Origin of the sequence: Paenibacillus sp. FSL H8-0260 (assembly GCF_045040625.1) — a bacterium.
GTDB lineage: Bacteria > Bacillota > Bacilli > Paenibacillales > Paenibacillaceae > Paenibacillus_AQ > Paenibacillus_AQ odorifer.
In genome coordinates, this window is record NZ_CP150298.1 from 4342306 (window position 1) to 4365327 (window position 23022).

Below are 23022 nucleotides of genomic sequence, written 5' to 3' on the forward strand. Positions count from 1 at the left end.
AAAATAGCCTGAAATTAGCGGTTGCTCTTAGATACCGCTCAGGCCAGCAAGGTACGGGCTACCTGATCCACAATGTAATTGATACCTGTCGGTCCGTAGCAGCCGATCCATGTAGCGGCATCTACCGGGTATATATACGGCCGCTCATCGGAATCCAACATCCCTCGGACGCTTTGCTCTGTCGCAGATATCCCCTCCTGCATCATCTCGTTACTAAGTAAAAAATAATGGCTGGCATGCACAGCCGGCAGTCTATCAACTGTAATATGATAAGCCGTGTCGGAAGTGTCTGCGACAAATAGAGGAGCTGGCAGACCAAGATCCCGGTACAGCACGGCACCTGTGCGATGGGAGGCAGTATGCACCCGTACCAGCGACTCACGCGGACGGATCAAGGCCACGCTCTGACCCGCCAGCGCCGTTGCAAGCTGCTCAGACAGCAATGCTGTTCGGCGCAGGTAATCCGCAATAATACGCTCCACCTCTGTCCGCTTGTCCGTCAATTCACCGAACAGGCCCAGAATCGTCTGCCAGCTCTCATTCCGTTGAAACATTAGGGTTGGAGCAATCCGGCTTAACCGTTCATAATGCTGGGCATGCACCTCAGTACAAACAATCAAATCCGGCCGCAGCCGTTCAACAGCTTGCAGGTCCGGGTACTCATAAGTTCCGAGCATTTCGGTTGTCTTAAGCCTTTCCCTGATATATTGGGGGAATTTTAACGCTGCACTACCCGTTCCTACACTCCCTGCCGGAGATATCCCAAGCGCAAGCAAATGGTCTGCATATTGAACGTCGAGTACGGCGATACGCCTCGGAGAAGCGGTGACGCAATATTCGCCTCGCATATGACAAATTACCGGGCCTTGCAGCGACTGGTACGATGAGGCCAGGCGATCCGGCAGCCCAGAATATGCTAAGAGAGCACCGAACCCTGAAGCAGCAGTGCGCCTGTAGATCTGCGGGGGAACTCCGTGATATTTCTTAAATGCCCTGCTAAAGTAATACATGTCGCGATAGCCCGTTTTTTCTGCAATTTCGCCGATGGGAGCATCCGTATGACGCAACATCCGCTCGGCACTCTCCATCCGCAGCTGGATTACATATTCCATCGGTCCTAGTAACTTCTCCTGTTTGAATCGCCGCTGTAACTGTCTTGTACTGCATCCGGCAAACGCTGCCAGCTCCTTAAGCTCCAGCTCCTGACGATAATGCCCCGCTATATAGGCAGCGACAACATCCACCATATCCGCCTCTGTGCCTTTCTGACCACATTCATACTCCATAATAAGCTCGTAAAGCATTCCTTGCAGTAGCGCATTCGCATGGAAACGCTCCAGCCCTTCGCCCCGGCTCCATTTGGCTTCGATTTGTTCCGCAGTCTGATGCAGTTCAGCCAGGAGCACAGGACGGTGAACAAATGAAGTGCGTAACGGGTGATTGCGCTGCGGAAACAGAACATGGGCAGCCCCCAACATTGGAAAAGCCTTGTACATAATAACGGTATAATGAATGGTTTCTGATCCAGCAGTCAAAGTAAATGCTGATCCCTTGACTGCGTGACAAGCGAAATAGGCCTGGATATGGCAAATTTCGCCATTCATCACAAGCCTACCTTCCCCGCCGCCTGCCAGCAGCAACACATTAGCTGTTAATCCGGTTTCGCTCATAACGCCGCCGGGTGGCAAAGTACCGCTGCGCACATCAAGCATCTTGATCGTTGTATCACTCCATAAACTTGCCTGTTCTTTCAGCGGCATTTCTCTCATCTCCTGACAATAGCATCCTCTGTTAAACGGGTGCACTCGAATAGGATTACATACTTTAGTGAAAGCGCGTCCGCAACATAAGTGAGTGCGTTGCTGTTGTCATTTTAATTGAGATTCATTCTCATTGTCAATTTTCGGACATTTCCCGCAATATTCCGCCGACATCCTGTAATAAAAACAGCAGGTGATACGTTTCTTTTTTGCAACCGGAGCTAGGTCATTGTTCTCTGTGAACCGGGTAAATGGATTGCGTCTTGCGCCGAACAATTGTCCGGGAGCTATCCGGGTCAGGAAGGCAAAATCTGCTTGTATTCGTTGCCTTTCTTGCCCTAATTCACCTGTTCCAGGAGAATACAGCGGAGCAATACGTACCATAATATTCTCCCAAAGTACTGCCATGGAGACGGGACCAATTGCAGCAAACGTATGCAGCATCGGCGCAAGACGTACCGCGAAAATTTCCTCTACGATCTCTTCTCGCCACGCTTCCCTGTCTTCGGGTGCCGCCGTCGCTCGAAGCCCGTTCAGCGCAAGGAAAGGAAAACGCGTATCCCCTTTAAAAGCTGGGGAAGCAGGATGATAGAGGAAGCAGTTCTCCAGCGGGATGGAGACTTCCCGGTTATGAAGGGTCATAGCGGTCAGGATCGGCGCGATCCACAGATAACCGATCCGCTTGGCCAGCATGGAAGCGGCAACCTGCAGATCAGGCGCACCGATATAACCCTTAAGCCAGCTTACATACTCGCGGCATGCAGCTTCTTCGTGCAACTGGCTAAGGGCAATTGTCCGAACGTTGCCTTCAGGCGGTTCACCTACCCACAGACGGTATTCCTCCGCCATTTGCTTCCAGGTGGCAGACGACAGATAGTTGTCCATTTTAATGCGATCCCAACAGCGCTTCCGCGGTTTGATCTACAATAATGTTGAGGGCAATTGGCCCATAATAAGCGATCCATAGCGTTGAATTCACATTGTATACGCGGTTATTTTTAACGGCATCATGAGATTTCCAGACCGGACTGTTCGCCATTGCCTCTGCCTCTTTGGCAAACAATTCATCCGATAACAGGAAATAGTGATCTGCTCCGATATCAGCGATGGTCTCCATCGAAATTTCAACGGAGGTATCATCTTTGATCTCCTGAACGAATGCAGGGATATTCAATCCCAAATCCTCATAAAGAATGCTTCCGGTCCGATGTTCGGGACCGTGTACGCGAATACCTTCCGGTCTTGGGCGAATTAGAGCTACCGTTTCGTCGCCCAGCTTCGCCGACAGCTGCTCCCGCAGTCCGGCGATTTTGTCCTCGTAGGCTTGACGCACTACCTTCGCCTCCGCCTGCTTGCCCGTTATCATACCGATGGTAGCCGATGTATCCCGCCAATCTTCATAGAAGTCGAGTACTATTGTGGGCGCTATTTTACTGACGCTGTCATACACCTGCTCCTGAAAGTCGGTCATCAATATAAGATCCGGATTCATCGCTACAATAGCTTCAAGATTGGGCTCATCGCGTGTGCCCAGGACCTTCACATCACCCAATTGTTCACTTAAATATTCTGGAAACTTTGCATCTTTCGCTCCAGCCACAACGCTGCCTGCCGGATGCTCGCCTATCGCTAACAATTGATCGACGAATTTCACATCAAGCGCGGCGATGACCTTCGGCTTCTCAGTCAGCGTATATTCACCCTTCATATGCGAGATGGTAACCGGGAAGGCTGCAGTCTGAGCCTGTGTCTCAGATGTAGGTGACGGCTCGGCTGAAGCAGATGGCAGTGCGGCAGTGCCCGCATTTGCTCCACCTCCAGTACCGCAAGCCGTTAGCACTAGTACCAGTGCCATCATCCATATCATTAATAGTCCTGCTTTTTGGGCAGCATCTACCTTTCTACCGGTTGCTTGCCTCTTCTTTGTTCTTTTCATGCTGACTCCCCCTTATGTATGATAATGATTTTCATTATCAGATCAATAAAGCGATTATAATCTATCTTCATACTCTATTTCCATGTACTTTTGCGACATTGCAGCCGGATTAATGCGACATTGCACACCATAGGAACGACTCAGGAGAACCGCGGCTGGCTACAAAAATTCCTCACAAGCACCCAATTCCCTAATTTCAACATAATTTCTTTGCTCCAGTTCTGCAATTACGCCAACACAGTCGATGGTAATCTCGCTCAATTCAAGCTTTTCCTTCTCCAGAAACTGATCATCGAGCAATCTGGCTACTTCAGAAATGGTTCTCCCATTGCACTCCCTGCTTCTTCCCAAAATGAAAAAAGGTATCTTTGTATTACACAAAGATACCTTTTTTCATTAAAAGCTTACGGCTCAATCCCCCACACAAGCTGACCATTCATATACCCGGTGACCTGTTCATTATTGATGAACTGACTGCTGGATGCCTTGAACGAATAATCATTAGCCTGGTTGTAATTGGACCAGTCGGTTTTGGAGAAACGGGTTTGAATTTCTGCGCTCTGACCTGGATTAAGTATTCCAGCCGAACTCGTGAAACCAATTTCCAAAACATAATCTGCACTGGCAACAGGAGTCGCCAGCTTAACGAAATTGCCGGTTACATTCGCATTTCCGATGCTGGCCCAGTCGATCCAGAAACTCTGATCTTTCTCGCCATCAATCGTATAGTAATACCGGACCTTCACATCACTTAGTTGAATCGCTGAATCACCGGTATTGACTACTTTGATTTTGGGTGAAATCCCGTTGGTGGAGGCACTTGTGTTGCCATTAAAAGCTTGGACCGTCAAATCTCCAGTGGGTACTGGAACACTGCTATCCGCTACGTTCACTGTAAGAACAGCATTATTTCCTCCATTAAAATGAAAGGTTAGGGTATTCTGTCCCAGCGGCAGCGTGGAAAGATAGGATTTTTTCAGAACAACAGCAGCGCTTGATGCCGTATAATCCTGACTCGCTAAAAGTGTGGAATTTCCATTTGTGATACTTGCAAGCTGGTGTCCATTTAAGGTAAGGGCTACGGAAATATCCTGGGCTAGATTCGCCGCTTTATCAAATGCAGCGCTCACGGGCGCAATGGATGCGCTTGGCGTGGAATCGACAATTTTCACTTTTAATACGGGATCTTGTCCTTTATTAAAATCAAAGATGATCGAATGCTCGCCAACCGGCAGTGTCGCCAGAAATGCTTTTTTGAGCAGCAGCGTATTTCCACTCAAGGTATAATCCTGAGTCGCTGTCAATGCATTGGCGCCTGTCCGGAGAGCGGTTAACGTATTGCCGTTTGAATTCACGGTGATGGCTTTGTCATTCTGATTGGAGGCATTTTTATCAAATTCGACGTTTGCAGGTGTGATAGACGCACTTGGAATTGGATTGTTAACCTTCAAATCAGGCAGCTCATCGAGCGTGATTACATAATTGCTTTGGTACAGCGTTGTTAAGGTAGCCGGATAATTAAAGGCGGAACTCATGAGATGCTCACCATACCACGGTAAGAAATAGAGCCAGCCCGATTTTTCCTCTGTCAGATTCTGAACGCTTGGAACGGTGTCGTTCTCCGTCATGGCTACCATTTTCGTACCGCCGGTTAAATCAACAAGCTGATAGAAAATCGAGGTAATCGCGTCCTCATTGGGGACACCAGACAAACCGTCATAGCGGTTATAGATCGTGTTGTATTTATCATAACCTACAATATCCACCTGATCATCGCCGGGATACCATGCGGGAGAAGTGCTGTACACATAGCTGTTGTAGGTCCAGATCAAATTGTGCAGACCGTACGTTTCTGTAAGTTCAGTATAGAGCAGGTCCCACAACTGCTTGTACACCTCCGAGCCTGCCGAAGCCCACCAGAACCATGCACCTTCTCCATTCAATCCACCGTTGCCCTCCGCCTCATGGAAGGGTCTGAAGATAACCGGCACATTGTTATTTTGCAGAATCTGCAGTTGCTCCGCCAAATCCCCAATGGCCAGTTGTACATATTGGTATTCTTTCGTACCTGGAACTACCGCATTAGCTGTATTAAAATTGGTTTCTGTCGGCTTGTAGGTGGCTTTCTTCCAATCTACAAATTCCCCGAGCTGATAGGCGGTGAAATCTCGGGGTACAGTGATATGCCAGCTGTTTGTCGCGATCCCGCCCCGGTTATTCACCCAATCGATCATCCGGGCGGTCGTACCATCCTCCCAGCCGTAAAGCGGATTGTAGTTCATCAGATCAAATCCGCGGATCGCCGGATACTTTCCCGTTAAATTGTGAATCCAATCAAACTCCAGCTCGGAATTGCCGTCATTTCCGCCTCCGTAAATCTCCTGCTGGCCGGAGATCATATGATTGCCGTAAACCTCCGTTAAATAATTCATCAGAAGCTGAGTTTCCGGAGTCGCTTGAGTATCGCTGAGGACAGGTTGCACATCCAGGGGATCAAGATCGGCATAATCCACAGTGAAGGTATCAAAATAAGCGAAACCCCAGCCGGCCTTCAGTTGAATAGTGTTGCTGCCTTGATTCAGCTTGTGATAGCCAAAATCGAAATTCGACCATGTGGTCTTATAGGGCAGCATATACGAACCCTTCGTAACGCCGTTAACGGCTAAAGATTGAAGCCTTCCGTCAGCACTGAGCTCCTGCATATAACGTGTAGAGATCGTATACATGCCGGTTTCTGGGACAGTCACTGTGAAGGAAATTGTACCGGAATTCTGCATCCAGACAAATCCGCTTCCAGAGTATCCGGGTTTGGGCTGTCCGTAAATTTGGGTAGTCACTTGAAGATCGGAGGTGAGCTGAGCGTTTTCGCTTTCAATTGTGAAAAGTGCGTTGTCTGCATGAACGGGCGGCGCTGTCATCAATCCAAGTAGCAGAGTAAATGCCAGCATCATTGTGATTGCCTTCTTGAGCAAATTTTTCATTTCCACCTTTCCTCCCTATGTTAAATATGGTAAATAAAAGTTCAATATACCATCTCTTGGATGCGCTTTCATAGATAAGATAGCATATATTCCATATTTTGTAAATCTACCAAATCGAGAAAATTTCCACATGCAAAAAAACTCCCACCAATATTTATTAGGAGGAGTTAAATAACATTGGCTTCTTACAACTTAAAGTTTCGGAGCGGCTTTCCGTACCGTACCAAAACATGCCATAAGAGTTTTAATTCTTGAAGTACTTCTTTTTCGGTTCCTCGGTCACGCCAAGCTGCAGGATCATGCTTTAAGTGCATAGCAGCAGATCCAATCATGCTCGCATCAATATAACCGTGATGAGCAATACGCTTAGCCAAAGAGGGCATCGTAGGCCCTCTAAAATCTGAAGGCACTTCGTCTACCCACATCGCGAATCCCATGTGCCAATAGAGTTGGATGGCATACTGTAAACATATTTGCTCCAGGATTTGCCCTGTTGGAGTGCCCTTGAATGAAGGATCGGCTACTAAGATTTCCACATCTTCCTTAAGACGGATGTTTCCATGAACTTGCGCTTCAATATAGTGGTTAAGATTACGTTTAGCTTCACATTTTGAAGAGTCTGAAAACGGCATTGTGAGGTTGACCCGAAGATGGTCAACTAATTTTTGTGATCGAAGATCTTTTTCCCCTAGAGCGGAATCTCTTAAGAAAATCTCCTCTAGTAATGCCGCCATCATATCATCAAATTCTGCAAATGTTCCTTTCTGTACAGGGTTTTGATGCGAATCCATATAGGTGTATGTACTGCGATAAGAAACCTCAGGGGATAGGAGGAAATAGCAGGAGCCAAAGCGCGGAGCTGGCCCATCCGAATGACGCATCAAATCAAGAGCGCCATATTTAGGGCGTTCGCTATTCGAAACACCCTCTTGTTGGTATGCCCCTACAAATAGTCTTTCCTCCCACAAATCACGTGGACCACCAGAATAGGCTGATACACTACCACTGGATAACAAGGTCTCAAATTGGCTCTTGTACACGCCTTGCTCCAATAGCGCCTCTGCAACACTTTTCTTTACCGGATCTAGTCGATCTGGATGGAAATGTAGAGCAATCTTCGCATGTGACTTTATTTTGACCACAGCATCTTCAAACTCTTCCCGATCCACATTAGACATTTGAAGAATTTCATGGATGGTCTGAACTGCTTCACTTTTTCGAGTTCGCGCGTAATTCGTAACATATTCTAAAGCCGATAATTGTGACTCCGATAGTTCCTCAGTGAACTGAGACTCTCTTTTTTTATTGGCATTTGCATCGCCTTTCCACTCCATTGCTTATTCACTCCTTTCTAGACCCAGTACAAAAGAAAAGAGACTTGATTTCTCCTCTCACTGTATCAAACGCTTCTTCACTTAAAACTTCATATCCTTACCATCGCAGATTCCGATAACTTTACATGGATCTCGAATGATATAAATTCAAAATCGAATGTTGATGGCTTGAACATTGTATGGGCGTTATGCGTAATCTTCCTTTTTCGCAGGAGTAATCAACTCGATTTGGATTTGCTCGTAAGGTGCTGTCAAATAGGGACTCAAAACAAATACCATTCAGTTAACCGTCAGTGTCACAACCACTCAACCATAATTAGAGCGTCTCAGCCAATTTCTGAATCTTTGAGTGGGAAATTAAATATACATTGCCTATAATGTCGATTTTGCTGCCCTTCACACGTACAGCACCATCTTTGTCTGCCGCCACATAAATATCCATTTTATTCGATAAAGGGAAACGCTCCTCAATCATCGCGGTGTTATCATGATCAAAATGAGCTTCAAAAGAAAAGTGATTAAGAGCCATACCTTCACAAACAGTGCATTCATCCACATATTCATCAGACATGTTCATCCCACCGGCACTTGTTCCCATTACAACAGCATTGCTTTTTTTAATCAAATCCGATAATTCATATTCCGTCAAAAGGTGCTTTTGGTCCCGAACGGTTCCACCACATAAAAAAACGACAGAGGCGTTTTGAATTAATCGCTGGGCATCTTCCTTCTGCGTGCGGTCATCAATGAAATGATATTCATCAAAATAAATGTTAGCCTGATTAAACCATGTCCTTTCAAAAACACTATCAATATTAACTTGTTCATCACTAAAATCAGACGATTCAGCGCTAATCATAACCAGCGATTTTCTGTCTGTTATATCCTCATGCAACACATTGACTAACTTCTCAGAAAAGCCCTTATCATAAAACCAATCTAAGTAATAGTGAGTTTTCATCCGTAATTTTACCTCCATATGTAATATTTAAATTTATCCATTATGTTTATCAAAATCCATAGTGCCAAGCGAGAAAAAATATCTATAGTAATATAAATTTAGAAGCATAATCAAGGTTTTCTATCTGCGCTTGATCCACATTAAGCTTATCCGGTGAGGAAATGGGCCACGTATTTTTGTCCTGCACCGATTATCTTCACCTCCATTTATACCATGGATATCGTACCATATAATGGAATTCAATAAATCTTACAAATTGATTAAAACAAAAAAATCCCAGCCTCACTAGCTCCTTCGAAGAACAGCAAAAAGACTTACTCGAGGTATCGATCCCTTCAAGTAAGTCTTTATTTCTAAAGTTATAAAGATACTAGTCCCTTAAACGAAAACATACTCCCCATCACCAATCGAAATCGTCTTCCCTTTCAGCTCTAACGAATCCGTTTCAAAAACCACCTGCTTGAATTGGTTCTCGTCTCCTTGCACGAAAGCAAATGATCTATCGCCAATCTTAAGGCTGAAGGTATCATCCTCTGACTTCGTAACAGGCAGTCCGAATATGGTTCCCCAATGGTTGGCTGCAGCTTCAGGATCGGAGACATGAAATACAGCACGGACGATTTCGACTTCTCCCGCAGGATGAGGTTTAATGACTCCAGATGATGTTAATCTTTCCACTCGCTCTGTATCCGTTCCGCTCCATTGAATGATGAACGGATAGACCAGTCCCCCAAAGTCACCAGCAATGGTCATCATCCGCCACTCTATTAATCTTCCCTCGTTATCTAGACGCTTACCATCGATAATTGGAGATAATGATAAGCCTGCTGCTTTCAGGGAAGCCGCTACTTCTTCAATATCATCCGTCCGGATGACTACTCTACTTAGAACTTCATGTTCTGGTAGAAGTTTTACTGCATCTTTCACCACTAAATTATGTTCAGTTGCCTTTGCCAGCTCAAGATTCTCAATGCCCAGAAACTCGAGATAGGTTAGCCCAAAGTAACTTAAGGCATTATAGGTTCCCCAATCTTCATGAGAGCCTCCCTTAAAAGCAACCAATCCATGAGCTCCAAAGATCTCAACCGGTTTGGCCAAATCATTGACATAGTGAACTAAGTGATCCCATTTCATCGTTGCCATGATTACTTCACTCCCAGCTCAGTAGTACGTTTTACGGCTGCCAGAACACTTCTTTGCAGACCCGCTGCGAAATCACTGTTGTTTAATTCGTACAAGCCATGCATGCCGACACCGCCAGGTGAATTATTAATATCCAGCAGCTGTCGTGGATGCAGCCCTGTCTGTTGCAGCATTGCTACCGAGCCCATCATATTCTCCAGTGCAACCTTCCAGGCTTGCTCACGCGGCAGTCCGGCAAGTACACCTGCATCCACGAGAGATTCAATGAAATAATAGATATAGTTAGGACCCGCCACACCAAATCCAGTGAAAACATCCATTAACGCCTCATCCAGATATTGTACTTTTCCAAAGCCGAGTAAGAAATGCTCCACTTGATCACGAGTTGCATAAGCATTTAACGCTACACCACTATAGCCATATCCTGTATCGGTTAAAGTATTGGGGATAACCCGGATAATGGACCGTTCAACTCCAAAATACCCAGCTAATTGATCATTTGTCACACCCGCCACAATCGATACGATTGCGGCAGAAGCTGTAGCGAATTGTTGTACGTTTTGACCAAGTGTAGTTAAATCATCCTGTGGGCGAACTGCCACTACAATCACATCTGCTGTAGACAGGTTATGCTCTTGCGAATTCTCCGTATCTACACCGTATTTGGTATTCAAAAACTGCAGACGCGTTTCATTAATATCCGATACACTAATTTGATTTACAGACAAGGTGTTATTCGCTATACATGCGCGGATGATCGCTTCCGCCATCTGTCCGCCACCAATAAAATGAATCTTTTCTTTGGTCACTCCGTTCACTTCCTTAATTAATTGTTGTCCCAAGCTTCAGGTAGAATGAAACCATCATATTTTTCTAATCCAAGAATATATTCTTCAAACTCTTTGGATTCATAAGCAGCTTTCAAATCTTTAGCCCACTGAGAATTTTCATCCTTTTTATTAACCGATACGATAATTCTGTGTTCCATAGGTGTGTTTTCTATTTTCAAAGCATCCGTAATCTTTCTGTCCGAATTAGCAATATAATTACCATTTACAACGCCATAATCAACATCTTGAAGGGAGACAAGGATTTGAGCGGGGTCCAATATTTTAATATCAATATTATATTTATCCGGTTCCATACTATTAATATTAAAATCCGCTACGCCTGCCCCTTCTTTAATTTTGACCCAACCCAATTCTTCCAGAATACGCAGTGCACGCTCTTGGTTTACCGGATCGTTCGGAACAGCTACGGTTGTACCGTCTTTAACATCGTCTAGCGTGGTATGATTTACAGAATAAAGACCTTGTGGAGCACCTGGAACATAAGCAATTCCGACCATATCTGCATTGATTTCTTCGTTAATGGCCTCCATATAAGCTGTACTTTGGAATATGCTTGCGTCAATGGAGCCTTCCTTCATTGCTGGATTGACCTGCATGTTTTGCGAGAAGGTTTTAATGTCAACGGAATACCCTTGTTTCTCTAGAATCGGTAGAATCGATTGGCGGAATTGTTCCTCATAGGTTCCGACACCAAATCCAACGGTAAGCTTTTTCTTATCTCCAGAATCCCCTGCCTCTTTATTGCCACAAGCCGTCAACACTGCAAGAACACCTATCATCATCACTAACATTAACTTTTTCATGCTTACTTCCCCTATTCCAATATAGATTTTTTAAATTGTGCCAACGCCTCATCCGTCACATTGAGTGGGATTGCGCAATTTGGAGATAGAATAAACGGCTGGTCTTTCATTAACTTTAATGCATCTTCAGCCTGCTGCTTGATTTGGGCAATATCGTTTACCGCAAACAACCCATGATCGACTCCACCCACTTTAGTAGCTTTGAGATTTGCCTCTAACCCTGGATTCCCCTCGGCTATCGTATCCCAACTGATCCCGTCAATCCGATAATCGTTGAACTTCTCAGGCTGGGCGTAGGCTCCACAAGTATGAAGAATGTTTTTTCCATAGCTTGCTGCTTCTAACACAATAGAATCATAAGGTCTGGACAGTTCGTCAAACATAGCTTCATCAAATAATCCTGGGTGAGCTGTGCCCGTCACTGCGTAGAACAAACCGTCAGAACCCGCTTGCTGTAACTCTTGTACATAATCGGCTAAGGTTAAGGAAATCGCATGTAGCGCATGATGTGCTGCCGCTCGATGTTCTTTAAACAAGGATTCCAAAGTTACCGGGTGCTCAATACCAAACACCGTTTTAGTAACGTAAGCAGAACGCCCTACAATAAATAGCAATACTGTTAATGGTGAAAATACAGTTTGGATTAGCGGGGTGTCTGGTAACCCTTGACGAATTTTTCTAACCGCATCTAAATGCTCTGCCAAAGGGGCTGACTGGACTGCCTTTTTGACGTCGATATCCCACAGACTAGCCGCTGTTGGAATAGCCGTCGTTTGCTGTCTCGGAAATACGGTCTGATAATCCGTAAAATCGTATTGATTCCCCCAAGCTTCCGCCAGATAAGTCGCTCTTGGATTAATCTTGACCCAATCCCAATCATATTTTTTCGTAAAAGAAATCGTAGTTTCTGCTAAATCATCTGCAGTTTGTTCTTTGTCGATAAAATGGCGCCAACCACTTCCGATTGGACGATCCGCCCGTTCTCCAGATAATAATGCTTTAAAACGATCTTGCTTACTCCATTCACTCATCTGTCGAGTCCCTCCCAGAATATGTAGTAACTAGTAACGGCGAATTTTTCTTGCTAGCGTGTTGCCTAAAGATTGAATACCTTGCACTAAAATAATCAGGATAATCACGGTGGCTACTACGACAACAGTGTCAAAGCGTTGGTATCCATATACGATCGCCAAGTCTCCCACGCCGCCTCCCCCTACCGTTCCAGCCATTGCAGTTGCACCTATCAGACCAATCGTCGCTGTTGTAAGAGACAGGATTAAGGATCCAACCGCCTCTGGCAATAAAAAGTACCAAATGACTTGAAAAGGAGTGGCTCCCATCGCCTCAGCGGCTTCAAGGATTCCCGGATTCACTTCAAGCAGTGAGTTCTCTACCAACCGCCCTATATAAGGTGCGATATAGATAATCAAGGGTACGATCGCTGCGCTTGTCCCAATTGAAGTATGAACAATCAATCGTGTGAAAGGCACAATCGCAACCAGTAAAATAATAAAAGGCAATGAGCGAATGATGTTGATAATTGGATTTAGTACGGCGTAAAGCGCTTTGTTCTCCAAAACCCCACCCGGACGAGTGATGACAAGCAATATCCCAAATGGAATCCCAATCAGGGAACCAACAAACAAGGAGAACCCTACCATTTGAATTGTTTCTATAATCGCCTGCAGAAATTGATCACCTGTTACTGTGGTCGAAAACATTAGATTCTACCTCCTCTACACCGACTCCATTTCTTGTTAAGAAAGATAATGCATTGTTAATCTCTGCTGCCTCACCATCGAATTGAATGATCACTGTTCCCAGTGTTGTTTCTTGAATCTCCGTCGTATTCGCAAATAAAATATTGACCTTTATATCGCAGGAGCGAATCATTTCAAACAGGATAGGCTCAGAGGCACTTGCTCCCACAAAATTAAGCTTGTACAGCTGACTTCCGGGTTCTGTTTTGATAGATTTCCGCACGCTAGAGGTCATGCTATTTTGAATAACCGTCTTCACGAAATTTTGCGTGGTCAGATGTTTTGGACTTCCGAATACATCCAGAACACTTCCTTGCTCAATAATCCGGCCTTCTTCCATGACCGCTACCTTGTTACAAATCTCTTGAATCACGGACATTTCATGTGTAATGATCATCACGGTAATGTTGTATTCAGCATTGATTTTTTTTAATAGCTGTAAGATAGAATGTGTGGTCTGTGGATCTAAGGCAGAGGTCGCTTCGTCACATAAAAGGATAGACGGATTAGAGGCAAGCGCTCTGGCAATCCCGACACGTTGCTTCTGACCACCTGATAGCTCACTCGGGTAACTCCCCGCTTTGTCACTTAATCCAACAAACTCTAGCAGCTCCATTACCCGCTGGCGGATTTCATTTTTATTCTTTTTTAGGAGAACTAGAGGGATCGCCACATTATCAAATACTTTTTTTGATTCTAATAGATTAAAATGTTGAAAAATCATTCCGATATTTTTCTTAGCGGTACGCAACTCTTTATCGTTGTATGTTCCCAAATCACGTCCAGCGACCATAACTTGTCCTTTGGTGGGTCTTTCCAAATAATTGACTAAACGAATTAATGTACTTTTCCCAGCACCGCTATAGCCGATAACCCCGAATATATCGCCTTTTTCGACCTTTAAATCGATTCCTTTAAGAGCATCAATAGTGGTCCCTTTCCGAGTGAACGATTTGTAAACATTCTTTAATTCAATCATTTCCATTCCCCTCAATCATCTTTAGGATTAAGCTTCCTCTTGCAGCTTCACCAGCGCTTGTTCTGCCAATAAAGCGAAGTACTTAGCAGCTGGCAATATCGCAGCTTCATCAACATCGAAACGAGGGTGATGTAAGGGATAGGCTGGACCCGATCCTATATTCACAAAAGCACCCGGTATCTGTTGTAAATAAAAAGAGAAATCTTCTCCACCCATCTGTGGAGGAATATCATGTACTTCATAGCCGAAATCTGAGGCGATCTCTTTGGTAAAGTCCGCCCATTCCCCATGATTTATCGTTGCGGGTGGACCTGGATACCAGTGTAACTGGGCCTCTGCCCCAGCTCCCGCAGCAATCCCTTCGATAAGACGAGTCATTTGTATTGGAATATTGCGGCGAATCTCTTCATTGTAAGTTCTTACTGTACCTTCTAATTCGACTTTTTCCGGCAATACATTCCATGTGAAGCCTCCATTAATTCGGGTAATACTTAACACTACTGGTTCCGTGGTGCTGTTTTGGCGACTTACGATGGTTTGTAGTGCGGTAATGATCTGAGCCGCAGTTACAATCGTATCCACACCTTTTTCAGGATAAGCAGCATGAGCGCCGACACCTTTTATTGTAATTTCAAACCGGTCAACACCGGCTGTTAAAGCTCCTGTTCTTGTTCCAAAAGCTCCCGTAGGCAAGTCAGGTGAATTATGGAGACCAAATATAGCCGCCACATCCTGGAGTCCTCCCGAGGCTAAGACGCTTTCCGCCCCATGCCCTGTTTCTTCCGCGGGTTGAAACAATACTCTAACCTTTCCAGGTAGTTCATTTTCACGATCCTTTAATAATAATGCAGCACCTAAAATAGTAGCCGTGTGAAAATCGTGACCACAGGCATGCATCTTTCCTGGGATCTCTGAGGCAAAGGACAATTCAGTTTGTTCCTCTATGGGAAGTGCATCAATATCACAACGAATGGCCACTATGGGTCCCTGACCCTGCCCGATCTCTGCGATGAGTCCGGTTTGTAAAGGTAAGTCAAGGATGTGAATATTGGCTTGGGTCAGCCATTCCCGTAATTTTGTTGTGGTTTTAAACTCTTCATACGCTAATTCAGGCTCACGATGCAGGTTTCTGCGAACCTCTATTAATTGATTAGCTAAAGCTTGCTCAACCTCATTTAGTGGTTTCATAGGTGATGTCTCCCCTTTCGTTATGCTTCCAGCTTTTCTTCAATCCCTTTGATGCGATCAAGCGCAGTCGATAGACTGCTTAAAATATGATCTTGCATGGCTTTTTCAGCACCATCTTCATTTTTAGCAGCGATCATTTGTAAAATAAGATCATGTTCTTCATCCGCTTGTGTGTTCCAATCCCCATGCATAGAGACGAATCGACAATAACGAAGCGAATGATCTCTTAATTGATTCAGAACCTTCTCGAAGGTTTTTAGTTCGCTGATTTCTGACAAATAATCATGGAACTCAAATCCATATGTAACAAAATTCTGATTATCACCAAGCTGGAACGAGTGTTTCATTTTTGTAATCATCGTCGTTAAATTCACAATATCTTTCTCTGTGGCATGCTTAGCTGCACTTCTTGCAATATAGCCTTCAAGCATGCTGCGAATAAGAAATATTTCTTCAACCTCTTTAAGGGTTACTGAAGCTACCCGCAGTCTTCCATTTGGCTGTCGAACCAGAAAATCCTCGTTCTCCAGTCTCTGTATCGCCTCTCTTAGAGGTGTGCGGCTGACCCCGAGCAAGGCCGCCAAATTTTCTTCATTTACAGGTTGATTCGGTTCAAACTCGCTATCAATAATTTTTTGTTTTAATTCATAGTAGGTATTATCCTTTGATAACCTTCGTGATCGTATCGCCATTTCTATACTGCTCCTCATCGATAATCTGTGGGGTCCGAATCCCAATAATATATTTGTATAATTGTATACAATTATTAGTTAAGAATGGATTGGTTAGTTACATTCCCTTCCATACCGTTCAAGCTTTTTTATACTATATTCCAATTATTCCACCTAGTCAAGTAGGAATTAAAAATCAATTTAATCCCCTCTTTTCAACACAAAAAAACCCTACAACCCTCAGGGGGTGTAGAGCTATTTTTGGATAAATAAATTTCAGAATTAGAAGGAAATAATCCCCGAGGTATGGAGCAGCACTAGGAACACTAGGATCGGCGCCACATAACGGAGCATAAACAGCCAAACACGGAACCAGCGCGCCTGTAGTCCAGCGGCTTCCGCTGCACCTTTCCAGAAATAACCGGCGAAGATGGTAATCAGCAGACCTCCAAGCGGCAGCATAATGTTAGAGGTGATAAAATCCAGCCCATCAAATAGAGATTTGCCACCAATCGTTAGCTCCGGGAACATCCCCAGTGACATCGCTAAAGGAATACTAAGAAGGAAACAGATCAGCGTCAAAATCCAAACCGAACGTTTCCGGCTCCAATTCCAGCGCTCCATTGTGAAGGATACAGGCACTTCAAGCAGCGATACAGCTGAGGTTAGAGCAGCAATCGCCAGCAAGATAAAGAACAAACCGCCGAAAAGCGCACCAAAAGGCATAGCCGAGAAAGCGGCTGGCAAAGCGATAAAAATCAGCGAAGGCCCCTGATCAGGAGCAATACCAAATGAGAACGTCGTCGGAAAAATAATCAAGCCTGCGATAAACGCGTATAACAAATCTCCTGCACCGATTGCGATGGCAGCGGTACCCAGCGATTGTTTTTTATCAACATAAGATCCGTAAGTCAGGAGAATCCCCATCCCGAGCGATAATGAAAAGAAGGCATGTCCCAATGCAACTAGCGCAGATTCCGCTGTCAACACTGAAAAGTCCGGTTTTAGGAAAAAAGATACCCCTGCGGATGCACCCGGTAAGGTTACTGCGCGAATCATTAACACTACAAGGAGTACGACCATACCAGGAATTAATACTTTGTTAAATTTCTCAATCCCGCCTGATACGCCAAGGATGACTACACCCGCCGTAATCAGAATGGCTATCCCCTGCCAAACGATCGGCATATATCCGGAGACAAACGAATTGAATTCGCCTGCATAATCAGTAGTGCTGAATAGTTGTCCATTAAAAGCAATCATCGAATAGTTCAGCGTCCAGCCAGCAACAATAATATAAAAAGAGAGAATTAGAAACGGCGCAAGTACCTGCAACATTCCAGCTGCAAACCAACTTTTCCCGCCTCCAGCCCGCATAAAAGAGGTCGCCGCGCTACCACGCCCGCTGCGTCCGATAGCCAGTTCTGCCAACAGCACCGGTAACCCTATCAGCACTAAACAGACGATGAAAAGCAGGAAAAAAGCTGCCCCCCCATTTTCTCCTGTAATATAAGGAAACTTCCACATATTCCCTAGCCCAACCGAGCTGCCGATGGCGGCAAAAATAAAGCCCGCGGAAGAGAAGCGTTCCTCCTTCTCCGAGAGAAGATTTTTGTTACCCTTCATTTGATTCATTATAACGCCCCGTTTTCTTTTTTAGACCTCATTATAGCTTAAGTAACAAAGCACGTCATATGGAAATTTTCTGACTATTTTTATAACCACTCGAATTCTCTGTTTGTAAACGCTTATATTATTCATTCGGCCCTTGAATCTCATTATATCCACTAATGTCGTGCCCCATTGCTTCAATGAAACGGATTGTCTATATCCTGACAATATTTTTAACAAAAAAGGCTCCCACTAAGGGAGCCTTTTCTAAACATTATTTGCGGACAGAGAGAATGAACCTCTCAAGCTTAGCTGTATCGGTTATGCTCCGATTACATTCCAGATTATCCAGACATACGTATTGACCCACAGCAGAAATATTATCCGGCGAAACGTTCACATTCTTGGTCTTAACATAAAAGAATGCAAGCTCTTGATGCCGATTGCAGAACATGCAGTACCCTTTTTTGTGCGTTGGTGTGATTCTACCCTCAATACCAATGAACTGTCCTTCGTACGGATAGATAATGAATAATTTATTACTGGCAATATCTATCCAACTCAAATACGTTATGTTGCGATAGTCGATGAGTTGTAGATCAGGTACTTTCAGTTTCTTATTCTTAGGGAATAGCTTCTGAATCTGCTTCAGCGTAATCGTCGGATATGACTCTAGGTATGGTTCTAATTCACTAAGATATCTCTGGAAATCTTCTGCAGTTTCGAAGGTCGATATTTGTTCCAGCATCTGCTTGTGATTCTCCGTAAGAGAAGGAAATGCCTCAATAATGTTCGTAGCAGCACTATATCTTACAGTCTCCAAGACTCTACGATCCGCAACGGTTCGCAGGGTATGCAGAACAAATTTCGTTTGTTTCTTAATTAAGTTATATTGATGGTTTCTAATAAATGGTGTACACATCGCTTTTCAGCCCCTTATTTTATATTAAAAGTTCATAAGGTGCAAAGCCCATTTATAGAAACGATAAAATTAAGTTGGGCGATATATCCATCCATCGCACCTCACGCAAAGTATCGCCCTATATTAGGCTTTGCGTGAGGAACTTCTAGCTAATGGGCATTTCAACATTAGCACTGTACCACCTCCGAGCATATTTCATGCCAAAAGTATAGCACCGTATTTTAGAAGGCGCAATTCATCTGGGAATGCTTATTTGCATGCCATACCTACAAAAAAAGGGAGCTACATGGACTAGTCCAGTAACTCCCTCTTTTTTGACTATTCTTTTACAGCGCCGACTACGATCCCTGTCACAAAATAACGTTGCAGGAATGGATAAACCAACAATATCGGTAGCGCACTTATGAAAATCTGTGAAGCCCGTATGGTCCGTTGAGACAAGTTAGCTACGGCTGACGGATCAAGCTTTGACATATCTGCCTGAACGATAATAGTCTGCATAAACGTCGCCAGCGGCAGCTTATCCGAATCTCTGATATAGATTATACCGTCAAAGTAAGAGTTCCAATGGCCCACCATCATGAATAGGGAAACTGTTGCAATGACTGGTAAGGAGACTGGTAAATATATTTTCAAAAAGGTCTTAAAATGTCCTGCTCCATCAATAAAGGCTGCTTCCTCAAGGTCCTTAGGTACACCACGGAAGAAGTTCAGCAGCAAAATGATGTTAAATACAGCTACCAATCCAGGTAAGATAAGTGCCATCAAAGAATTCATCAGCCCGAGCTTTAGAATCAGGATATATCCCGGAATCAGACCCCCACTGAACAACATGGTTACGACAAAATACCAAAGATAGATATTACGCGCCCGGAAAACTCTAGTTTCCTTAGAAAGAGCATAGGCTGCAACCGTATTTACTACCAGTGCAAGTGCTGTTCCTAGTATTGTCCGCTCTACCGACACCCACAGGGATGTAAGAAAATTAGTATTGTTAAAAGTTTTTGCATAGGCCTCCAAAGTGAAGCCAATTGGCCAAAAGGTGACCAACCCAGCATTGGCTGGGGCGGACGCACTAAGAGATACCATGAGTAAGTGATACAATGGCAGCAAGCAGAGCACCGAAAGGATAGTTAGGAGCACATTATTGAATATGCTAAATATTCGATATGGAAGGGTTTTATGGTACATTTGTTGTCATCCTTTCTAGAAAATTCTGTACCCTGCAAATCTATAGGCAAGTCGGTATGAAATAACGATTAGAATTAAACTAATTGCTGATTTAAAAAGATTAACTGCGGTCGCAAAGCTGAATTGTCCGCTGAGAAGACCTTCTCTATACACAAAGGTATCAATGATATCCCCTTGTTGATAGATCAAAGGACTATATAGGTTAAATACCTGGTCAAAGTTGGCGTTCAATACATTGCCCAGTGCCAAGGTCGCAATTACAATAGCAATTGGAATAAGTGCTGGTATGGTAATATACATCGTTTGCTTCCAGCGACCTGCCCCATCCACTTCAGCAGCTTCATAAAGTGATGGATTAATGCCGGATAGCGCAGCTAGGAAAATGATCGTGTTGAAACCAAATTCTTTCCAAACATCACTGGCTATGATGGTAAATCGGAACCAGTTGCCGTCCCCTAGAAAAAAGATCGGTTTTATGCCGAAAACGGACGAAATAAACTGATTCACAATCCCTGTTTGAGCTAGGATATCGATCAGAATTCCTGAAAGGGTAACCCATGACAAGAAATGCGGTAGATAGACGAGTGTTTGAATCGATCTTTTAAGGCCCATATTCCTTACCTCATTGAGCAACAAGGCGAATATAAAAGGAATAATCAGGTTCAAAACAATTTTGGAGCAAGCAAAAAACAGTGTGTTCCAGGTAATTTGCAGGAAATAATCGTTCTCCCACATGTACCTAAAATGCTTAAGTCCGACCCATTCGGAATCAAAAAATCCTAATGCAGGCTTATAATCCTGAAATGCCATGAGTATTCCTGACATGGGGATATAAGAAAAAATAAAAACCATAATTGCCGCCGGTAATACCATGAAGTGGAGCACCCATGGTTGTTTATAGCCTTTTTTTCTTTTTCTTTTTATACTTGGTTTATTTTCCAGGCCTACCTGCTGTATTGAATTAGCCTCCATAGCTCTCTCCTGTTCCCAAAAAAAATATTTTGTGTGTGATGGGGATCTCTGCTATAAATAGTATCAGGCGTTTCTCAGGTTTGACTATATAACATTGTTAGGCTTGATATGGTTTTATTAGGACATCATCTGGAGGGTACATTTATGAATATTTGGAAGCGCTTTACATCCCTGAGAGAATTAACACAATCCCGGTTTAGTTTGTTTGCCAAAATAAACTGCCTGATCATACTCTTGTTCATCCCCATCATTATCATGTATACCTTTTCAAATAACGTCACATACGATGTTGTAAGCAAAGAGCTGCAGGTGTCCAATACGAAGCAGCTCACTTTTCTGTCCAGTCAAATTGATTCGCGTATTAATCAGATGATGGACTTCACCCTTATCCTTTCTAGAGATCCCAATGTCAGAGCCTTCAACGGATTAAACATTTGGGCTGATCGATATGATCAGATGCAGACCCGGTATGTCATTCAGGAAAAGATGGTGCTTCAATCTGGGGTTGCAGATATTTGGCCTGCCAGATATGCCGTACATTCACAGCAAAATAAAGATGTCATCTCCAACTACAATCGAGCATTTGGGTATGATGAGGATTACTTAAAAAGAAATATGAGTGGAAAATGGACGTATGGCGATCACAGCTTGGAATCTAAAGACGAGTTAAAATCCTTCTACTGGTTCTATACAGATTCCTTAGCTCAGCCGGGGATGTTGACGGGAAGCAACTTGGTGATTGAGGCCAGCTTCAGTTATGAGAATATTCAGAACATGCTGGATACGTACAAGGAAGGTGGACAAGGTGATCCTTTTCTCTATCATAAAGGGAACTCGCCAATTCTGAATCGCAGTGCGGACAAGCTGCTATCTGAAGAACTCATTCGTTACCTGGATAAACACTCACCTGAGAATACTACCCAGGATGTAGTCAAACTCAATGGCAAGAACTACCTGGTCAGCTCTGTGAAGTCCTCCTATTTGGATTGGAATTTAATAGATGTTGTCCCTCTATATCAAATTCTAAAACCCATTTCGCTCAGTCAGGATTTGTTCTATATCTCGATGATTTTGCTGTTTGTTATGGGAATTTCCGCTTCCATATTACTATACAGAAATGTTCAATATCCTATTAAAAAGCTAATTAAAGGCTTACGGCGCGTGCAGCGTGGAGATTATTCTGTACGTCTTCATAATGAAGGCCGGAACGAGTTTTCGTTTCTATTCCATCGCTTTAATGATATGTCCCATCAAATTCAAGACCTGATAGAGAATGTGTTCAATGAGAAAATCCGTGCCCGCGAAGCTACACTTAAGCAACTGCAGGCGCAAATCAATCCGCATTTTCTCTATAACTGCCTTGGTTATATTATCAATATGGCCCAAATGAAGGATGAGGACGCTGTCGTCTCCATGGCTTATAATTTAAGTGCTTACTACCGTTATACTACCCGAATGGAACGGGAAACCGCGTCACTGGATGAAGAAATCAAGCTGCTCGTCAACTATTTGGATATTCAAAAGCTGCGCAATGCCAGAATTGATTATCATATCGAAATCCCTGAGAACATGTTAAGCCAGTCTGTGCCACGTCTAATGCTACAACCTATTGTGGAGAATTCAGTCATTCACGGAGTGGCAAAATCGTATTCATCGGGTGAGATCAGCATTAGTGGTGAGATTTCGAACGGCTTCTGCAAGATCTACATTGATGACGACGGACCTGGCTTGAATCCGGAGCAGCTGGAAGCTTTGAATCGTAAAATGCAGGAGCCATTGCAGGAAGAAATGGGCTGCGGGCTCTGGAATACGAATCAGCGGATCATGCACCTGTTCGGCAATCAATCCTGTCTAACCTTTAAACCATCCCCTCTTGGAGGTTTCCGAACAGAGATTATCTGGGAAATCCCTACGGAGGATGAATATTCTAAATTTAAGAATCATCAAGGAGAATAACAA

At 44.0% G+C, this 23022-nt stretch carries 20 protein-coding genes; 1 reads left to right on the forward strand and 19 read right to left on the reverse strand.

All coding sequences use genetic code 11. From position 1 onward, the window contains the following. Positions 1–38: 38 nt before the first annotated feature. The 19 genes from MHI51_RS19355 to MHI51_RS19445 all read right to left on the reverse strand — a co-directional run bounded on the left by MHI51_RS19355 (position 39) and on the right by MHI51_RS19445 (position 21063). A complete protein-coding gene (locus MHI51_RS19355) occupies positions 39–1760 on the reverse strand; it encodes a helix-turn-helix domain-containing protein (RefSeq protein ID WP_405173186.1) in 1722 nt (573 codons plus the stop codon). Positions 1761–1868: 108 nt separating this feature from the next. Further along, a complete protein-coding gene (locus MHI51_RS19360) occupies positions 1869–2645 on the reverse strand; it encodes an IucA/IucC family C-terminal-domain containing protein (protein WP_076276180.1) in 777 nt (258 codons plus the stop codon). Position 2646: 1 nt separating this feature from the next. Continuing rightward, the gene (locus MHI51_RS19365) at positions 2647–3696 is read right to left on the reverse strand and encodes an ABC transporter substrate-binding protein (RefSeq protein ID WP_076276179.1); all 1050 of its coding nucleotides are present in this window, start codon (positions 3694–3696) and stop codon (positions 2647–2649) included. A 159-nt stretch (positions 3697–3855) separates the two neighbouring features. Continuing rightward, the gene (locus MHI51_RS19370) at positions 3856–4047 is read right to left on the reverse strand and encodes a hypothetical protein (RefSeq protein ID WP_143761879.1); all 192 of its coding nucleotides are present in this window, start codon (positions 4045–4047) and stop codon (positions 3856–3858) included. A 53-nt stretch (positions 4048–4100) separates the two neighbouring features. After that, the gene (locus MHI51_RS19375) at positions 4101–6677 is read right to left on the reverse strand and encodes a glycosyl hydrolase (protein ID WP_076276178.1); all 2577 of its coding nucleotides are present in this window, start codon (positions 6675–6677) and stop codon (positions 4101–4103) included. 185 nt (positions 6678–6862) lie between these two features. Next, positions 6863–8011, reverse strand: coding sequence for a DUF3626 domain-containing protein (locus MHI51_RS19380; protein WP_076276177.1), 1149 nt, complete (start codon positions 8009–8011; stop codon positions 6863–6865). Positions 8012–8327: 316 nt separating this feature from the next. Then, positions 8328–8972, reverse strand: a complete 645-nt coding sequence (locus tag MHI51_RS19385; protein ID WP_076218734.1) for a Type 1 glutamine amidotransferase-like domain-containing protein — start codon at positions 8970–8972, stop codon at positions 8328–8330. A gap of 378 nt (positions 8973–9350) precedes the next feature. Continuing rightward, positions 9351–10115, reverse strand: coding sequence for a VOC family protein (locus tag MHI51_RS19390; RefSeq protein WP_341003104.1), 765 nt, complete (start codon positions 10113–10115; stop codon positions 9351–9353). A gap of 2 nt (positions 10116–10117) precedes the next feature. Beyond that, positions 10118–10924: a pyrroline-5-carboxylate reductase gene (gene proC / locus MHI51_RS19395; RefSeq protein WP_076218732.1), complete on the reverse strand. Its 807-nt coding sequence runs from the start codon at positions 10922–10924 to the stop codon at positions 10118–10120. Positions 10925–10941: 17 nt separating this feature from the next. Beyond that, a complete protein-coding gene (locus tag MHI51_RS19400) occupies positions 10942–11769 on the reverse strand; it encodes a MetQ/NlpA family ABC transporter substrate-binding protein (protein ID WP_076141012.1) in 828 nt (275 codons plus the stop codon). 11 nt (positions 11770–11780) lie between these two features. Continuing rightward, the gene (locus MHI51_RS19405; protein WP_076127146.1) at positions 11781–12800 is read right to left on the reverse strand and encodes a uroporphyrinogen decarboxylase family protein; all 1020 of its coding nucleotides are present in this window, start codon (positions 12798–12800) and stop codon (positions 11781–11783) included. 30 nt (positions 12801–12830) lie between these two features. Then, complete coding sequence (locus MHI51_RS19410; protein ID WP_036688669.1) at positions 12831–13490, reverse strand: methionine ABC transporter permease; 660 nt, start codon at positions 13488–13490, stop codon at positions 12831–12833. Continuing rightward, positions 13465–14508: a methionine ABC transporter ATP-binding protein gene (locus MHI51_RS19415; protein WP_036688670.1), complete on the reverse strand. Its 1044-nt coding sequence runs from the start codon at positions 14506–14508 to the stop codon at positions 13465–13467. Before MHI51_RS19415 ends, MHI51_RS19410 begins: the two co-directional genes overlap by 26 nt. 27 nt (positions 14509–14535) lie before the next feature. After that, on the reverse strand, positions 14536–15696 hold the full coding sequence (locus MHI51_RS19420) for an amidohydrolase (protein WP_405173187.1): 1161 nt from the start codon (positions 15694–15696) through the stop codon (positions 14536–14538). Between the two features lie 20 nt (positions 15697–15716). Then, positions 15717–16388, reverse strand: a complete 672-nt coding sequence (locus tag MHI51_RS19425; RefSeq protein ID WP_052097124.1) for a GntR family transcriptional regulator — start codon at positions 16386–16388, stop codon at positions 15717–15719. Between the two features lie 261 nt (positions 16389–16649). Further along, positions 16650–18002 (reverse strand): sodium-dependent transporter, encoded by a 1353-nt coding sequence (locus tag MHI51_RS19430; protein WP_076127152.1) that lies wholly within the window; start codon positions 18000–18002, stop codon positions 16650–16652. 250 nt (positions 18003–18252) lie between these two features. Next, complete coding sequence (locus MHI51_RS19435; RefSeq protein ID WP_076179940.1) at positions 18253–18900, reverse strand: FusB/FusC family EF-G-binding protein; 648 nt, start codon at positions 18898–18900, stop codon at positions 18253–18255. A gap of 318 nt (positions 18901–19218) precedes the next feature. After that, entirely contained in the window at positions 19219–20091 is an 873-nt protein-coding gene (locus tag MHI51_RS19440) for a carbohydrate ABC transporter permease (protein WP_036688680.1), read from the reverse strand. A 15-nt stretch (positions 20092–20106) separates the two neighbouring features. After that, positions 20107–21063: a sugar ABC transporter permease gene (locus tag MHI51_RS19445; RefSeq protein WP_036688682.1), complete on the reverse strand. Its 957-nt coding sequence runs from the start codon at positions 21061–21063 to the stop codon at positions 20107–20109. Positions 21064–21207: 144 nt separating this feature from the next. Between MHI51_RS19445 and MHI51_RS19450 the strand changes: the two genes are divergently transcribed. Then, complete coding sequence (locus MHI51_RS19450; protein WP_076218729.1) at positions 21208–23019, forward strand: sensor histidine kinase; 1812 nt, start codon at positions 21208–21210, stop codon at positions 23017–23019. Positions 23020–23022: the final 3 nt, after the last annotated feature.

Bases quoted from the DNA above. Each gene is read 5' to 3' on its own strand.
- MHI51_RS19355 (WP_405173186.1), bottom strand. From the start codon at position 1,760: ATGCCGCTGAAAGAACAGGCAAGTTTATGGAGTGATACAACGATCAAG.
- MHI51_RS19360 (WP_076276180.1), bottom strand. From the start codon at position 2,645: ATGGACAACTATCTGTCGTCTGCCACCTGGAAGCAAATGGCGGAGGAA.
- MHI51_RS19365 (WP_076276179.1), bottom strand. From the start codon at position 3,696: ATGAAAAGAACAAAGAAGAGGCAAGCAACCGGTAGAAAGGTAGATGCT.
- MHI51_RS19435 (WP_076179940.1), bottom strand. From the start codon at position 18,900: ATGTGTACACCATTTATTAGAAACCATCAATATAACTTAATTAAGAAA.
- MHI51_RS19385 (WP_076218734.1), bottom strand. From the start codon at position 8,972: ATGAAAACTCACTATTACTTAGATTGGTTTTATGATAAGGGCTTTTCT.
- MHI51_RS19425 (WP_052097124.1), bottom strand. From the start codon at position 16,388: ATGGCGATACGATCACGAAGGTTATCAAAGGATAATACCTACTATGAA.
- MHI51_RS19415 (WP_036688670.1), bottom strand. From the start codon at position 14,508: ATGATTGAATTAAAGAATGTTTACAAATCGTTCACTCGGAAAGGGACC.
- MHI51_RS19400 (WP_076141012.1), bottom strand. From the start codon at position 11,769: ATGAAAAAGTTAATGTTAGTGATGATGATAGGTGTTCTTGCAGTGTTG.
- MHI51_RS19450 (WP_076218729.1), top strand. From the start codon at position 21,208: ATGAATATTTGGAAGCGCTTTACATCCCTGAGAGAATTAACACAATCC.
- MHI51_RS19390 (WP_341003104.1), bottom strand. From the start codon at position 10,115: ATGGCAACGATGAAATGGGATCACTTAGTTCACTATGTCAATGATTTG.
- MHI51_RS19405 (WP_076127146.1), bottom strand. From the start codon at position 12,800: ATGAGTGAATGGAGTAAGCAAGATCGTTTTAAAGCATTATTATCTGGA.
- MHI51_RS19420 (WP_405173187.1), bottom strand. From the start codon at position 15,696: ATGAAACCACTAAATGAGGTTGAGCAAGCTTTAGCTAATCAATTAATA.
- MHI51_RS19440 (WP_036688680.1), bottom strand. From the start codon at position 20,091: ATGTACCATAAAACCCTTCCATATCGAATATTTAGCATATTCAATAAT.
- MHI51_RS19410 (WP_036688669.1), bottom strand. From the start codon at position 13,490: ATGTTTTCGACCACAGTAACAGGTGATCAATTTCTGCAGGCGATTATA.
- MHI51_RS19430 (WP_076127152.1), bottom strand. From the start codon at position 18,002: ATGAATCAAATGAAGGGTAACAAAAATCTTCTCTCGGAGAAGGAGGAA.
- MHI51_RS19375 (WP_076276178.1), bottom strand. From the start codon at position 6,677: ATGAAAAATTTGCTCAAGAAGGCAATCACAATGATGCTGGCATTTACT.
- MHI51_RS19380 (WP_076276177.1), bottom strand. From the start codon at position 8,011: ATGGAGTGGAAAGGCGATGCAAATGCCAATAAAAAAAGAGAGTCTCAG.
- MHI51_RS19445 (WP_036688682.1), bottom strand. From the start codon at position 21,063: ATGGAGGCTAATTCAATACAGCAGGTAGGCCTGGAAAATAAACCAAGT.